Source organism: Collinsella sp. AF37-9, from assembly GCF_003475115.1.
Classification (GTDB): domain Bacteria; phylum Actinomycetota; class Coriobacteriia; order Coriobacteriales; family Coriobacteriaceae; genus Collinsella.
On sequence record NZ_QROQ01000015.1, the window covers coordinates 3,321 to 19,103 of the forward strand.

Consider the following 15,783-nt stretch of genomic DNA (forward strand, 5'->3'; position numbering starts at 1 on the left):
ATTCATGCCATGTCAAAAATGAAGCGCCCGCTTGCTGGGGGAGCAAGCGGGCGCCTGTGAGCGAATATGTTTGCGGCGAGAGCCGTAATGAGCGGTTGGGTTGCGACTAGTTGGTCGTACCGGAATCGTCGCCCGTGCTCGTGCCTGAACCCGAACCCGAGCCAGAAAGTGCAACCGTCAGCGTAATCGTGCTGTCGGTGGACTGCTTGCCGGTGGGGGAGACGCCCGTGACGGTGGCGTTTTCGTTGCCACTCACGGGGTTGCCGTTCTGATCGCAGAACGCGATGTTGTAGAAGCCGGCGTTGTTGAGCGCGGTGACGGCGGCGGAAATGCTCTTGCCGTACAGGTTGCCCGGGACGGTGGCCTTGCCGGACTTCTTGGCAATGACGACGGTAATCGTGGCACCGGGCTTCTGCTTGCCGCTGGGGTTCCAGCTGATTACGGTGCCCTCGGTAACCGAGTCGTTCTCCTGGTAGCTCACGTCGACGCCAAAGCCTGCCATATCGAGGGCGTTGCGCGCCTGGGCCTCGGTCATGTCGGTCAGGTCGGGGACGGACGTGGTATCCGGGCCGCTCGAGACCTTGTACGAGATGGTCGTGCCCTTCTCGACTTCCTTACCGGCGTCGGTGCCCTGCTCAAAGACCTGGCCCTCATCGGCCTCGTTGGCCTCCTCGGTGGCGTTGCCCTTTAGGCCAACGCTTGCCAGTGCCGCCTCTGCCTGGTCCTTGGTTAGACCGACAAGCTGGGGAACCTCAACCTTCTCGGAGGGCTTGGGGCCCTTGGAGATCACCAGGTTCACCTTGGTGCCCTTGGCCTTCTTGGTTTTGCCGTTGGGCGTCTGCTCGGCGACCTTGCCCTCGTCGATATCGTCGTTGTAGCTTTGGTCGATGGTGCCGACCTCGAGGCCGGCTTCCTTGATCTGCTCGACGGCAGTCTGCTGGTCCTTGCCCAGCACATCGGGCACGGTGACCTGCTCGCCGCCAAAGAGTCCTGTGGCAAAGGCCACCACGATACCGATGACGGCAACGGCTGCCACCACGGCGGCGATGATCTTGTTCTTGTTGGATTTGGGCTTTTCGACCTCGTAGGAGCCGGTGGAGCCCGAAACCGAGCTACGGGCGGTATTCTGGCCGCTCACGCCCGAGACGGGACGTACCATGGCGCGCGTCTGATCGGAAAGCTCGCGAGTCTTGGTGGCGCCCAGTTCACCGGGTGCACCGATGATGCGCGTGGGCTCCGAGATGTTGACGGCACGGCCCGACAGGTAGCTGTTGAGCACCTGACGCAGCTCGTCGGCGGTCTGGAAGCGGTTTGCCGGGTCCTTCTCCATGCACTTGAGGATGATACGCTCAAGGTCGGCGTCGACACCGGAGTTGATCTGGCTCGGCGGAATAGGCAGCTCGTTGACCTGCTTGAGTGCGACTGAGATGGCGTCATCACCGTCAAAGGGCACGCGGCCGGTGGCGCACTCGTACATCACGACGCCCAGCGAGTAGATATCCGAGGTGGGGCCGAGGTCCTGACCACGGGTCTGCTCGGGACTGACGTAGTGGGCGGTTCCCAGCACGTTGTTGTCTTGCGTGAGGTGGCTGTTCTTGGCGCGCGCGATGCCAAAGTCCATCACCTTGATGTTGCCGTCGGGCAGCACCATGATGTTCTGCGGCTTGATGTCGCGGTGGATGATCTCGTGCTTGTGGGCGACCGAAAGCGCGGAGCTGATCTGCGAGCCGATCTGGGCGACCTTCTTGGGGTCGAGGGCGCCGTGGCTCTTGATGCCGCTCTTAAGGTCGGTGCCGCGCAGGTACTCCATGACGATGTAATAGGTGTCGCCGTCCTTGCCCCAATCGTAGACGCCCACGATATAGGGGGAGGAGAGACCGGCTGCTGCCTGGGCCTCCTGCTTAAAGCGTGCGGCGAAGGTTGCGTCGCCAGCATACTGCGGCAGCATGATCTTGACGGCTACCGTGCGGTCGAGGACCTGGTCCTGCGCACGGAAGACGGTCGCCATGCCGCCTGTCCCCACCTTATCCTTGAGGAGGTATCTTCCCCCGAGGACCCTCTGTTCCATTCCTGCTCCTAACATAACTATTCGCTCAACGATGTGTGTAGTACCTACGATGTGGCCGCTGGGGCCGTGTGGCGCGTTGCCGCTAACTCTTCGGCCGCGGCGCGCCTCGGGTGTCCGATTCAATCATGGGCATCACGCTCCCTGTGCGGCGAGCGCCGCGGTCAGGACGATGCCGGCAATCTTGGCCGCCTTGACGTCGTGTTTGTCGTAATCCTCCAAGGCCACCGAGATGGCGACCGTGGGTGAATCGTAAGGTGCAAAGCCAACGAACATCGAGTTGACGTTGGTGCCGCCGATCTCGGCCGAGCCGGTCTTGCCGGCGACCTTGACGCCGGGGACCTGGGCATCGGTGCCGGTACCGGACTGGACGACGGCGAGCATGGCCTGCTTGACCTGGTCGGCCGTGGCGGAGCTGACGGCCTGACCCAGCGAGCGGGACTGCGTGGTCTTGACCACAGTTCCGTCCGGGGCGAGTACCTGGGCTACAAAGTACGGGTCCATGACCACGCCACTGTTAGCGATGGCGGCGGCAATCACGGCGTTTTGCATGACGGTGGTCTGCGGGCCGGGCGTGTGGTCCATGCCGACAGGCTGGCCGGCGCCGGCCCAAGCGGTCTCCCACTCGGTCATGAGCGACGGGTCTGCCATGATGGAGGCCGCGGAGGTCAGGTCCTGGCCGAGCTTTTGGCCGTAGCCAAAGGCGTTGGCAAACTGCACGAGCGTGTTTGCGCCAACTTCGTTTGCCACCTGGCCAAAGACGACGTTGGAGGACACGGCAAAGGCCTGCTGCAGGCTGATGGTGCCGTAGCTCTCGTTGGCATAGTTGGTGACCGGTGCGTTGCCGATGTCCATGGAGCCGGGCGCCTGGTAGGTGCTGGTAAGGCTGGCGGTGCCGGTCTCGAGTGCCGCGGAAAGCGTAACGACCTTAAACGTGGAGCCCGGCGTGTACAGCGCGTCCATGGCGCGATTGTACATAGAGCCGTCCTCGCCGCCGCCAGCCTGCAGTAGGGCGTCGATGTTGGTGTTGTCGTAGGTGGGCGAGCTGGCACATGCGAGCACCGCGCCGGTACGCGGGTCGATGACCACTACAGCGCCCTTAAAGCCCTTGAGTGCCTGCTCGGCCGCCGTCTGGATGCGCGAGTCGATGGTGAGCTTGGCGGTGTTGCCCGGCTGGGTCTGGCCCGCGAGCGACGCGATGGCGTTGTTCCAGCTGGAGTAGTCCTTAGAACCGGTGAGCGTGTCGTTCATGACGCTCTCGATGGCGGTGGTGCCATACTGCTGGCTCACGTAGCCAACCACGTGCGCTGCCAGGTTACCGTTGGGGTAGGAGCGTACGTAGGTGCCGTCCTCCTGCTGCAGCGACTCGGCCAGCGTCACGCCGTCGGACGTGATGATGGAACCGCGCTGGATGTACTTGGAGCGGGCGATGGTGTGGTTGTTGGTCGGCATGTCCTGATAGTCCTTGGCCTTGATGACCTGGACATAGGTGAGGTTGCCGATAAGGATGGCGAATAGCGCCGTAAAGGCGAGCACCGCACGGGTTAGACGGTTGGCGAGCGCAACGCGGCCGAGCACACCGGATTCAGGCGTGTCGAGCAGGCGACGGCGCATGCGCGAGCCGACGGAATGGCTGCCGCTGCCGTAGGAAGACGAGGTGGCAAAGCGCGTGCCCGTCGGGGCGGCGGCAGATGCGACCTGATCATCGGTGATGGCGGCCATAGTGCCGGTGCCGGTAAGCTCGGCCTCGCGTCCGGTCGCTTCGTCACCGGCGCGCAGCAGGAGCGCGACGATGATAAAGCTTGCCAGCAGCGAGGAACCGCCCTGGCTCATAAAGGGTAGGGTGACGCCGGTCAGCGGGATCAGGCGGGTAACGCCGCCCACGATTAAAAAGGCCTGGAAGCTGATGGCGGCCGTAAGGCCCGTGGCGCTAAAGGCGGCGAGGTCGGATTTAGCGCGGGCAGCCGTGGTGAGGCCACGCACGGCAAAGAGCATAAACAGGATGAGCACGGCGCCGCCGCCCAAAAGGCCCATCTCCTCGCCGATGGCCGAGAAGATAAAGTCGGACTCGACGACAGGGATGTTGTTGGCCATGCCGTTGCCGATACCAACACCGACCAGACCGCCATCGGCAAGCGAGAAGAGCGACTGGACGATCTGGTAGCCCTGGCCCTGGGCGTCCTTAAACGGATCGACCCAAACCTGGAAACGCACCTGAACGTGAGACAGGAACTTGTAGGCGCCCACGGCTCCAACGGCTAAGAGCGCAAGGCCGATAACGACATACGAGAATCGTCCCGTGGCAACGTAGAGCATCAGCAAGAAGATGGTGTAGAACAGCACGGCCGAACCCAGATCGCGTTCGAAGACGACGACGAGCAGGCACACACCCCACACGGCAAACAGCGGCAGCAGCAGTCGCAGGCGAGGGATCTTAAGACCTAAGATCTTGCGGTTGGAGATGGAGAGCAGCTCGCGGTTCTCGGCCAGGTACCCGGCCAGGAACAGCACGATAAAGACCTTGGCGAACTCGCCGGGCTGGATGGTAAAGCCCGCGATGCGAATCCACAGCTTGGAGCCCGAGATCGTGGTGCCGATAAAGATAGGCAGCATCAACAGAATGATGCCGATAATGCCAAAGGTGTACTTGTAGCGCATGACTACGTCGAGGTTCTTAACCAACGCGAGCGTTCCCACCATCAGGGCCACCGAGACAAACAGGATGATGAGCTGTGAGATGGCGAGAGCGGGGGCGAGACGCGTCACGAACGTGATGCCGATGCCCGAAAGCACAAAGACAATGGGCAGGATGGCGGGGTCGGCACCGGGCGCCAAGATGCGCACGGCAATGTGGGCCGCGGCAAAGGCGGCAAAGAGGCCGATCGGTACGGCGAGCGTCTCAAAGGAGATGGCAGCGCCCGCGGTGAGGACGTACATCGCATACAGCAGGATGACGGGGAACGCCGAGGCGATGAGCAAGAGCAGCTCGGTGTTGCGGCGACTCATAAGCGGCACTCCCTTTCTAGTTCTTTTCGGAGGCTTCGGCCTCGGCGGACTGTTCGGCGGTTTTCTCGGAATCTGATTCGGAGGTCGATCCCTGGCCGGTGTTGTCGCGAATCGTTTGCGCGTCGATCACCTGGCGGGTCTGCTCCTCGTCGATCTGGTGGCGGTACTTGGATATCGTGTCCTGCGCATCGTCGACACTTGTTTGCGGAATGCCCGCCTTGAGGCGGTTTTGCGTGTCTTCGGGCAGGTCGGACAGCTTGATACTGGTTTCGCTTTCGAGCCAGTGGAGCTTGAGTCCGAGCGGCTTGCCGGGCAGGCCGCGCCAGACGGCGACATTGCCCTGGTAGGTACCCAGGTAGTACGAGCCGGTGACACCCGTGTAGGCCCAGATGGCAGCCGCCAGCACCAAGACGAGACCTAAGACGACGCCGATGGTGACGTTGCGGCGACGCACGCGCTGCGCCTCGCGCATAACGCCATCGTCAACCAGGTCAACGACTACTACGGTCACGTTGTCGTGGCCGCCGGCGGCAAGCGCCGCGTCCACTAGGTTGTCGACGCAGATTTGCGCGGTTGAGGACTGCGTGGCGATGTTCTCGATATCGCTATCGGGAATCATGCTCGAAAGGCCGTCGGAGCACAGGATCAGGCGGTCGCCTTCCTCGATATGCAGAGTGAAGTGGTCGGCATACATGGCGGGGTCCGAGCCCAGCGCACGGGTGATGACCGAGCGGTTTGGGTGGACGCGAGCCTCGTCTGCCGTAATCTCACCGGCGTCCACGAGCTCCTCCACGTAGGAGTGGTCGCGGGTCACGCGGATGAGCGTGCCCTCGTGGAGCAGGTAGGCGCGAGAGTCACCCACGTGGGCGATGGCGAGCGTGTCGTTTTCGATATAGGCGCAAGTGGCTGTGCAGCCCATGCCGGGCTTGCCCAGGCCGTTCAGGGCCGCCTCGATTACGGCGGCGTTGGCTGCCTCGACGGCTGCGGCCAGGCGTGCTGCGTCGGCGGACTGCGGGGCCGTCTTGGCAATAGTCTCGACGGCAATGGAAGAGGCTACCTCGCCGGCGGCGTGACCGCCCATGCCGTCGCATACGCAAAAGAGCGGCGACTGCACCAGGTAGGAATCCTCATTGTGCGGGCGTACGCAGCCAACGTCAGAGCGGGCGCCCCACATGAGTTGCGTGGTGGTGCCGGCATCATAGGTCGAGTCGGTCTCGATGCGCTCCTCGGTCAGGGGCTCAAAGCTCATGGTCGACCCGGGGTCTTTGAGCTTGGCCTCAACGGCGGCAACGTCGATCTCGGCTGTGTCACCGGGAGAGACGGTGTCGGTCTCGGCGTTTGATTCGGAATCGCCGGTGTCCGGGGAGTCGGGCTCCTCGGAAACGCGGGCGGTCGGCTCGTCATCTTGCGGGCTGACGTCTATAGGCTCGGGCGCCGGCGTAGACGCGGGCGCAACCTCGGATGCCGGGGCTATGGGAAACGCCGGCGCGGCGGGCTCGGGTGCCGCAAACACCGCAGCGCTCTCGTTGATTGCCGCGGCGACGGGCTCTGCAAAGTGAGCCGGCGCCGGGGTTGCTTCGGGCGCTGTGGGCTGTTCCGCAGCATGTGCGCCGATGGGCGCCGCTACGGCATCCTCTTCGTCCTCGTTATCGGCGAGATCCGAAATATCATGCGTTACTTGCGAAAGAGGCAGGGAGAACACGGTGTCCTCGGGCTCCACGGGTGCGGAGCCCGCCGGAGCGGCGTGGGCCGGCGCAGCTGTGGCGGCGGCCGGTGCCTCGGTCATAGTTGCGGACTTGTTCTCCTCGTCGATCATCGACGGTTCACCTTCATGACCACGTCGCCAATCTGGACTTCGTCGCCCTCACGCAGCGTCGCGGGCTCCACGAGCTGGCGGCCGTTGACGAGCGTGCCGTTAAGCGAGTTGAGGTCCTCGATGATGAGCGCCGGGCCCTGCAGCGAAAAGCGCGCATGCGAGGCCGAGACGAACGGTTCGTTGATGCAGATGTCCGAAGACGGAGAGCGACCGACGATGACGGGGCCGAGCATGTCTACGTGGATGCCGCGGATACCGCGCGGGCCCTTGTCCACATCGATCGTCCAGATAGCCGAGTCGCGGCGCTGCCCGCGCACGAGTCCCACGCCGGTCTTCATGACGGCGAACAGGAAGATATAGAGCAGGGCGACCAGGACGATGCGGCCTGCAAAAAGAACGATATCGATGTTCATAAGCGACTATCCCCTAAATTCAAAGGTACTCAGGCCAAACGTCAGCAGATCGCCGTTGCGCAGCGGGCAGCGCGTAATGCGGCGGTTGTTGACGAGCGTGCCGTTGGTGGAATTGAGGTCCTCGATCGACCAATCCGAGCCCGTAAAGGTGAGCTGGGCGTGGCGGCGCGACACGTTGGGGTCGCGCAGGGCAATGTCGGAAACTGAGCGCTCGCGACCGATGGTCACCTGTGCGGAGGTGATGCTATGGCTCTCGCCGCTCACGACGTCGACGAGCTGGGCGAGCGGGCGCTGCGGGGCGCGAGTGCTCGCCATGTTGGAGGCGATACCGGCTGCGGCGCCTAGGCCCACGGCGGCACCGGTCGCGGCGGCTCCGCCCATGCCGGCAAGCGCGTCGCGCGAGACGGTCTGCGGCACCGGGATGGGTGCTGCGGCGGGGTCGGGGACGCTAGGCGCGAAGGGATCTGCTACGGCAAGCGGGTCGGGAGCGGCGGCACGAGGCGTCGGCTGCTGCTGGGGCATGGCGGCGGGGCGCTGCTGCTGCGGGGCAGCAAACTGCTGCTGGCCGGCGCGCGGGGCGCTGGCGGCACGGCTTGCCGCGGAGTTGTTTTGGCCCAGACCGTTTTGATAGGCGCGCTCTTCTTCGTACAGGCGGCCGAGCGTGGGGGCATCGACGTTCTCGGCAAAGACCGAGAACTTGCCGGCACGCAGCTGCGGATCGATCATAAAGCGCACGAGGGGCTCGCCGACAAAGACATAACGGCGCTTTTCGGCCTGCGCCTTCACGAACTCGCGGACCTCGCGCGAAAGCTCGGGGTAGAACGGGGCGAGCATGGGGTCGTCGTCGGCGGCGATCAGGATGGTATAGAGTGCCGGCGCCGTGTTGACGCCATTGATCACCAGAGTCTGATCCTCCATGTCGCGAGCGGCCTGCTTGGCAAGCTTCTTAAAGGAGAACGGGGCACGGGTGGCACCGAAGATGCCGGCCACGTGGTCCTCGAAGATGTTCAGGAAGTTCACGAAAGATCACTCTCCGTATAGGTTCTTTGGTATCCGAGCAAATATAGGCATATCCCAACGATTATAGAGGATAGGATTCCCGCAACCGCCGCCTTGGCGATGACCGCGGCTGCAAGGCTGGCAATTTCCATATGGTGTGCAAGACAGGACGCCGCTGCGCAGCCGATGCCGGTGACGGCGATGGCGGCGATTGCGGCAAGGTTTGATCCCTGATCGGCACGCTTGGCATGGGCATTGAGCAACGCGGATGATGCTGCGGCAGTTGCCGCGACCAGCACAAAGGCAGCCCAAAGGAGCGGGTCTCCCAGCGCTGCGGCAACGTTACCGAGCCCCAGCACGCCTTCGGCTGAAAGCGCGATCGTGGCCAGACGGGCAAAAAGCGCGCCCATGCCCGTTGCCGCGGCGGCGCTTGCCGGGCCGAGCCAAAATGACGCGACGCCGGCGGCGACCCCAGCTGCCAGGAAGGTATTGCCGGTCAGACAGCCAAGCGCGAGTGCACAGGTGAGCGCGGCGCTCGCGGCAGCCTCGGTGCGACCCCAGGCGATCCACCAACCGGACATGGCGGCAGCAAAGATCACCGCGACGGGCAGCATCGACAGGATGCCCTGTGCCTGCATGGTGGCGTTGGCCATGAGCACCAAAAAGCCCACAGCCGAGATGGCCGAGCCAATCTGGGGGGCCAGGCCAGCCGCCGCTCCGATCGCGATGGCCGCAATGACCAGGCCGGGAAGCGCCGCGACCCCGGCCGTTTGCATCAGCAAAAAGCTAAAGGTGCCGCACGTTAGCGCCGAGATAGCGCGCATGGTGTAGTCGCGCGCATGGCTCCAGCGCGTGCCCGCCCAGCCGAGTGCGGGGTCGACCTCGATGACGTCGTCCTCGTAGTGCGACGGCTCGATATCGTCGAGCTCCTGCTCGTCATCCGAAAGTTCGCCAACCATTTGCTCCAGGCTGCGACGGCCTTCGCGCACGCTGCCCAGACCGGCAAGGAGCTGGTCGCAAAATGCCTCGATGCTGTTGGGGCGGTCCTGCGGCATGGGGGAGAGCGCGCTCATGAGCGCGGCCTCGGCTCCCGAGGGAAAGTGTGGTATCAGCTCGCTGGGATAGGTGGCGCCGCCGATGATGCGGCCGAGCGAGTCGGCGGGCGTGGCCGCCATAAAAGGAGCGCTGCCGCACAGGCCCTCGTAGATCACACAGGCGAGGGCAAAGACATCGGCGCGCTCGTCGACCGTGCCGGTCTCGATATCGAGCTGCTCGGGCGGCATGTAGCCGATGGTGCCGCCGCGTGAGCCGCCAAAGCCGCCAGCAGACGACAGCCGCGCCATGCCAAAGTCGGTGAGCTTTACATTGCCCGAGTGGTCGATGAGCACGTTGGCGGGCTTGATGTCCAGGTGGAGCACGCCATTACTGTGGGCGAAGGTGAGCGCCTGGCCCAGGGCATCGGCAATGGCCGCGGCCTCGTCAAAGGTGAGCGAATGGCCGTCCGCGCGGTGCAAAAACTCGGCCAGCGACATGCCATCGACATATTCCATAACCAGGTAGGCATAGGCTGTGTCGTGCGTAAAGTCGATAACCTGCACGATGTTGGGATGTTGAAGCATGGCGGCAGTGTGCGCCTCGCGCAGGACATCCATGATGTCGCTAGCGGGCATGCCGGCACCGTTGATAAGGGGGATGCGTTTAATGGCGACGCGGCGGCGCAGGTGCGTGTCGCGGCAGATCTCGATGGAGCCAAAACCGCCGGTCGCAAGTGTCTCGAGCGGCTGGTACCGCTTGAGCAGCTCGCGAGAGCTGGTGCCCTCCAAAGGAACGTCCGGCGAGAACCGGGCGGTATGTTGCGAGAAAAGCGGCATGGCCAACCCTCGTGCGTTTAAAGTTCGTTTGCGAGCGGCGGGCGCGGGGCCGAGCCGTTCGCGGTGGCATAGATGCTGCTAGTGTAGCACGCTCGGGCAGATGGCGAGGATAGCGGGATGCGAGGTGGCCCGATCGATTCGGCCCGTTTCGGCTCGTTTGGAAAGCGCATCTCAGTTTTCAGCCAAATTATGGGATGCGCTTTCCAAATGGGGTGGGCTGCGGAAACTGCATCCCAGAATATTGCCCTGGAACGGGATGCGCTTTCCGAACCGGCGTCCAAAAGGAAACCGCATCCCGCTTTGATGTGGGGACTGCGAACAAAAGCCGGACCGTGATCTGGCGCGGATTGGAGTTCGCCTGAATCATTGATGCTGGCTGGTGTGAGAACAGAGATAAACGAGCGGCTCGAGCGATATAATGACACGCTATGGAGGCCGTATGCTCTTTTCCCGCCGTTCTGCTACATTTGCCTGCGCCATTGCGCTTGTCGTAATGGCGGTCACCCCTTATCACCGGTTTTCATCTTCAATCGGCCTAGCGTCAGGTGCAATGACCTGGCTCGTTATCCTGGGCGCATGCCTCGCGGCGTTTGTTCATGGTGCTGCGCTATGCAAGGGGGGAATGAGAAGGCCGAGGCATCTCGGTGCCATCGGTGTTTTCCTTGGTGTTATTGCAACGGTTCCCGAATGGGCCGACCTGGCTTTCTATGCTCGCGGAGACTCTATTCCAATCGTGTTTGCACCGATTTGGTTGTTACATGGCGTTTCGTGTGTCTCGTGCTTTGTTGGGTCGCTGCTTCTCTCATATGTTATTTGGGGCACGGCGGACTCTCCTTTGACGCAGAGGTCGACACGGACTGACGAAAGGGAAACTCGTCACCCGCAGGACGCGATTTTTACAGAAACAATAGCCGTCATGTCTTGCCTGCTGTTTTGCTGTCGAGTTTCATGGAGAGTCGTTCCCGAGCCATGGGGGATGCCCCCTGTAACGGCCGCGTCAATTGGCCTTGCGCTTTTAATTCCGTTGGTCTATCTCGCATTGACTGTGGCCCCGCCGTTTTGCCGCCCTCGTGCCTTTGGCCATGGGCGGCGCGACGTGTTTGCCTGTTCTGTGCTCGTAGCAGTTCCTATTGGTCTTATTCCGGCTGTTGAGGCGGCATACTTCGCAAGCGATGCCGTGGTCATTGCATTGCTGGCGATGGGGTCCGTTATCGCTGCTGCCTTCGTATGCATGTTGCTAAGGGGGAAACGGGACAACAATTCGGATATCGCCTGTGCGTCCGACACATTCGATGCGGGGGTGTTTTCCCCTGCCCTGTCGCCTAGAGAAGAGCAGTTTGTTCGACTGCTGCTCAAAGGGAAAACGCCGGCGGAAATTGCCAAGGAGACGGATACGAAGCCATCGACGGTGAGAACAACGCTTCACCGAGCATACGGGAAGGCGTCGGTTGCGGGCTCACGCGAGCTCGTGGCGCTGTTTGCGGGTGAGGGCGATACTGTAGGGCATGAGCTACCGCAGCGGCATGCTGACGATATAGTGGCATCAGCTCGAACGCGCCGGCTGTTTCGATACCTGCTCACATTATTCTTTATCCTCCTTGCGGCGGGGCCCTTGGTAATGGCGGATAGCGATTGGGGGTCCGGTGTTTCGCGGGCTGTCGCCTTTTCCCTCTTAAGCTACGCATTGGGTCTCGGACTGCTTCTGTCGCTATGCTACGCGGGTGGAAAAGCGAATCGTGGCGCTGCGCTGGATAGAGCGGGTGAAGCGATTTGGCTCGGAAGCCCGTACGTATGGGCGGTGCTATCTGCTGTGGAATGGTCTTTTATCTATATCGCGGCATTGATGTGCATACGCGTTCCGTTGATGGCTGTGCCGGTCCTGTTTTGCGGCGTGGCGTCTACGGCTTCGCTCGCTGTTGGGCTGCGTCCGTTTAAGGTGCATGCCCATGCTCGGGCTATCGTGCCGTTGGTGTCAATGGGCATGGTTGCCTTAATCTATGCGGTCGCTAGGGGGCGAATCCATGGACTTGCGGTGCTGACGGGGGTGCTGCTCACATATATAGTGATGCGAAGCTGTCCGCAGCGCAAAATGCTTGGGATATGGATGCTTTGCTTCGGGGCGACGGCTCCTGTTTGGGCTGTCTTGCTCAATATGGTGCAGGATCTGACGGTTTTCGAGCCGTTGTTCCTCGCGTCGTTGTTGGGGCAAAGTTCGGCTGTCAATGTCGTCGTGGCAACGGTGATTGTTTGCTGGTCTGTGCCCATGTTCGTTACGCACATCGCGCTCGCCCGCTCGGTTGAGGACGAGAAGGCCGTCTTGGAGTACCGGGCGAACGGGTCCACCGAAACGGCCCGCGTGCGCCAGCTGGCCCTGCTTACGTCGCGCTCCCTTTCTGATGTTCAGTCGCAAATTTTGCTGATGACGGCAGAGGGGGCAACGACAAAGGCCATTGCGGAGGATGTCGGTTACGCTGCATCTACGGTGCAAGCGCTGCGGTCTGCATCTTACCGCCAGTTGAAGATCAAGAATAAGGCGGAGCTAATTTTATTGTTATCGCAGGTAAATAACGTGTAAACGCCTGAGCAATCAACTCAATAGCGGGTGTTTACAGACATCTTTCTCTATTCATGCGAAGGTTGCCGTGCGTCGACGCATTGTTAACCGCTTTTGATTGGAGAAGGCCATGATTAAGCCAAGGAGCGCTATTGCTCGAATCGGAGTCGGCTTGGTGATTGCAGCTGGTCTGTCCCTAGGGGTTCCCGCTGCATCGTTTGCACAAGAGGAGTTTGACACCTCTCAGGTTTCCAGCATTACTCAAAACGCCGATACGGGAATTACGACCTGTACGAACAATGCCGATAAGGCATTTAGTTTTCAATGTGCCGGGACGAGTGCAACTGGCTACCGTCAAAAGGATGATTCCTCATCGCTCTATCTGGATATCCAGGGCCATACGGGAAATCCGCTTCGGTTATATACAGACGGTGCGTATAACACAAGCGGTAGCGGCAGCATGAATTGTACTCAGGGAACGTATCGTTCGAATCACAAGGGACAGTGGGAAATGTATAACCTCGTCCGTGAGAACGGGCGATCTGCGGCGCGACTGACTGCATGGGCGGAGTCTGGCTACGGCACTGTTATTGGCGTATGGAGCCCCGACTGCGTCGGGCATTTCCACAAGCTTCCCGCATAGTTGTTTGAAATGGCTCCCTTCCGGCTTTCTGGGTCGGAAGGGGGAGGAGGACGTATGAACCAAAAGCTCGCAAGATACGAACTGTCGAAAACGATTAGACGTCCAGCTTTTATCCTTGCTCTCTTGATTGCGGTCGCAGTTGCAATAGCTGCCGCGCTGGAGCCGTGGGCAAATTTGGAAAAAGAGCGCCACAACCTTCTTTCTTTTGGTTACGGCGTTGGCGTGCAAGCCGAAAATTATCTCGGTCAAACACGTGAAAGCAGCTTCGGTAACTGGATTGTTGTGAGCGCGAACGCGCCACTGTCTGCGTCGGTGTTTTTCTATGCACTGCCCCTGCTTGCAATGTTGGCTGGATCTTGGTCGTGTCTCTTTGAGCGTTTGAGTGGTTATGACATGCAGATATGCACGCGCGTTTCCAGAAAGGCGTACGTGAACGTAAAGATGCTGTCTGCTTTCCTCTCCGCGTTTACAGTGACTGCCATTCCTCTGCTCGTCAATTTCCTGATCGTCTCGATGCTTTTTCCTGCGTATCTTCCTCGGGTCGATGAGTCGACTTACGTAGGACTTTACCTGCATAGCTACTTCTCCGGTCTATTTTATTCGCATCCTTTGTCATATGTGCTCGCATACACGCTGTTCGATGCTGTCACGCTCGGGACTTTATCCATGGCTGTAACTGGCTTCTCAATTTTGTTTCGTAGCAGAATCAAAGCGATAATTGTCCCGTATCTGCTAATGGTTGCGTGGCATTTTGCAAATGGCTGGATCTTCGGCGTAATGGCTTGTGTGGGGTTTAACTGCAATATCCTCAACAGCATCAGGTCGGAATCGCTGAATAACTGGCCAGACATTCGAGCCGGTTTTGCGGAAATCATATTATTGACCCTTGCTTCGTTGGCTTTTTCTGGGGCGTGGAAAAGACGCGAGGTGGTCTGATGCTGTTTAGGCTGGTCGCCGCGGACCTGAGGACCGTTTTGAAGAAGAACATCATCACTTTTATTGCAATTGCGGCAGTGACCGTTGCGAACTTGGTGTACGCCTACGGATTGTCTTCTGTGTATGGGGTTAGAACGGATACCTTGGGGTTTGCGGATAATCTTGCGCTCGTGTTTGCCGGATCTGCTCCGTTTGAGCCTAGGCCCGGGGTCATGTTTGTGCCTCCGCTAGGATGGCTATTTCTCATTCTGCTTATTCTCTATACAACACTCGACTATCCGACCGAATCGTTGCACGGGTTTGGTTTGCAAGCGCTTGTTCGATGCCGGGCAAGAACCCTTTGGTGGGTCTCGCGTTTTATCTTGGTGGCGGCAGTAACGGCATTTTCACTGCTCGTGGTGGTTTGCTCTGTTGTGATTTGGAGCTTGGTGGTGAGCTCCTCGTTCAGCGCGGTCATTCATGGTGAGTCGCTTCAACTGGCTAATTTGGCGCCGTGGTTTCTCAAAGCTGCCGAGGCAGATGCGCTGCCGTTTTTCATAGGTCTCTTATTTGCTTTTGAGGCGCTTGCGTTTGCGCAGGCAGCGGTTGGGTTTGTGCTTGGGTCGTCAGTCTCGTTTGTGGTTTTAATGAGCTACCTGATCTGCTCGGCATATGCACGACATTGGGCGCTATTGGGTAACGCCTTGATGCTGTTGCGCTGGGGTGGAATTGTCAAAGAGGGAATCGCGGCGGGCTCGAGTGTCTTGTCATCAATTGGGCTTATGTCGTTATGCCTATCGTTGGGTGGACTGTGGTTTCGAAGGGCCGACCTTATAGAAAAGGGGGACAAGATATGAGTGTGATCGTAAGGGGCGTATCGAAGCGCATGGGTAAAAACGATGTCCTGCGCAACGTGTCCATCGAGGTTGACCCTGGGACTGTGGTCGGGCTTCAGGGGATAAACGGTTCGGGTAAGACCATGCTCATGCGAGCGGTTTGCGGGTTGATCAAGCCTACCGAAGGCGAAATCTCTATCGATGGCCAAAGGCTTGGGGCGGACATCTCGTTCCCGCCGAGTCTGGGGATGTTGATCGAGGCGCCTTCCTTTTTGGGATATCTGTCTGGCTACGACAATCTGAAGCTCATCGCTCAGATCAAGGGCGTTGCCACCCCCGAGGACATTCGCTCTGCCCTGCGGCTCGTGGGGCTCGATGCAGACGAAAAAAAGAAGTTCCGAGCATACTCGCTTGGGATGAAGCAGCGTCTGGGGATAGCTGCGGCAATTATGGAGAAGCCGAAGCTGCTTGTTCTCGATGAGCCAACGAATGCCCTCGACGAAGCGGGCGTTGAAATGCTCAAGCGCGTTGTGGCGATGGCGGCATCAACGGGTCGTGAGGTCCTTCTGTCCAGCCATGACGGAGAGGTGCTCGAGGAACTGGCCGATCGGGTTTACTGCATGCGCGACGGTGCCGTTGTGAAAGTTCGGGAAAGGTCGTGAGCG

Annotated in this window: 11 protein-coding genes; 5 read left to right on the forward strand and 6 right to left on the reverse strand. The window is 60.5% G+C overall.

All coding sequences use genetic code 11. From position 1 onward, the window contains the following. Positions 1 to 106: 106 nt before the first annotated feature. From pknB to DW024_RS05825, 6 genes are all read right to left on the reverse strand, one after another. Positions 107 to 2,068 (reverse strand): Stk1 family PASTA domain-containing Ser/Thr kinase, encoded by a 1,962-nt coding sequence (gene pknB, locus DW024_RS05800; RefSeq protein ID WP_118377204.1) that lies wholly within the window; start codon positions 2,066 to 2,068, stop codon positions 107 to 109. A gap of 132 nt (positions 2,069 to 2,200) precedes the next feature. Further along, positions 2,201 to 5,071 carry an FtsW/RodA/SpoVE family cell cycle protein gene (locus DW024_RS05805; protein ID WP_118377205.1) on the reverse strand — a complete coding sequence of 957 codons (2,871 nt, stop codon included), beginning with the start codon at positions 5,069 to 5,071 and terminating at the stop codon, positions 2,201 to 2,203. Positions 5,072 to 5,087: 16 nt separating this feature from the next. Then, positions 5,088 to 6,887 (reverse strand): Stp1/IreP family PP2C-type Ser/Thr phosphatase, encoded by a 1,800-nt coding sequence (locus DW024_RS05810; RefSeq protein WP_118377206.1) that lies wholly within the window; start codon positions 6,885 to 6,887, stop codon positions 5,088 to 5,090. Then, positions 6,884 to 7,300, reverse strand: a complete 417-nt coding sequence (locus DW024_RS05815; RefSeq protein WP_006235180.1) for an FHA domain-containing protein — start codon at positions 7,298 to 7,300, stop codon at positions 6,884 to 6,886. The genes DW024_RS05810 and DW024_RS05815 overlap by 4 nt, the downstream gene beginning before the upstream one ends. Before the next feature lie 6 nt (positions 7,301 to 7,306). After that, complete coding sequence (locus DW024_RS05820) at positions 7,307 to 8,320, reverse strand: FhaA domain-containing protein (RefSeq protein ID WP_035136732.1); 1,014 nt, start codon at positions 8,318 to 8,320, stop codon at positions 7,307 to 7,309. Further along, positions 8,317 to 10,170, reverse strand: a complete 1,854-nt coding sequence (locus DW024_RS05825; protein ID WP_118093964.1) for a serine/threonine-protein kinase — start codon at positions 10,168 to 10,170, stop codon at positions 8,317 to 8,319. Before DW024_RS05825 ends, DW024_RS05820 begins: the two co-directional genes overlap by 4 nt. A 439-nt stretch (positions 10,171 to 10,609) precedes the next feature. On the opposite strand from DW024_RS05825, the gene DW024_RS05830 reads away from it, so the two are divergent. From DW024_RS05830 to DW024_RS05845, 5 genes are all read left to right on the forward strand, one after another. Continuing rightward, positions 10,610 to 12,745: a LuxR C-terminal-related transcriptional regulator gene (locus DW024_RS05830; protein ID WP_158567659.1), complete on the forward strand. Its 2,136-nt coding sequence runs from the start codon at positions 10,610 to 10,612 to the stop codon at positions 12,743 to 12,745. 109 nt (positions 12,746 to 12,854) lie between these two features. Further along, positions 12,855 to 13,367, forward strand: coding sequence for a hypothetical protein (locus DW024_RS09995; protein WP_124785772.1), 513 nt, complete (start codon positions 12,855 to 12,857; stop codon positions 13,365 to 13,367). A gap of 54 nt (positions 13,368 to 13,421) precedes the next feature. Continuing rightward, a complete protein-coding gene (locus tag DW024_RS05835) occupies positions 13,422 to 14,303 on the forward strand; it encodes a hypothetical protein (RefSeq protein WP_089573265.1) in 882 nt (293 codons plus the stop codon). Between the two features lie 38 nt (positions 14,304 to 14,341). Beyond that, positions 14,342 to 15,139 (forward strand): hypothetical protein, encoded by a 798-nt coding sequence (locus DW024_RS05840; RefSeq protein ID WP_147326479.1) that lies wholly within the window; start codon positions 14,342 to 14,344, stop codon positions 15,137 to 15,139. Next, positions 15,136 to 15,780: an ATP-binding cassette domain-containing protein gene (locus DW024_RS05845; RefSeq protein WP_089573263.1), complete on the forward strand. Its 645-nt coding sequence runs from the start codon at positions 15,136 to 15,138 to the stop codon at positions 15,778 to 15,780. The genes DW024_RS05840 and DW024_RS05845 overlap by 4 nt, the downstream gene beginning before the upstream one ends. The last annotated feature ends 3 nt before the right edge of the window (positions 15,781 to 15,783 follow it).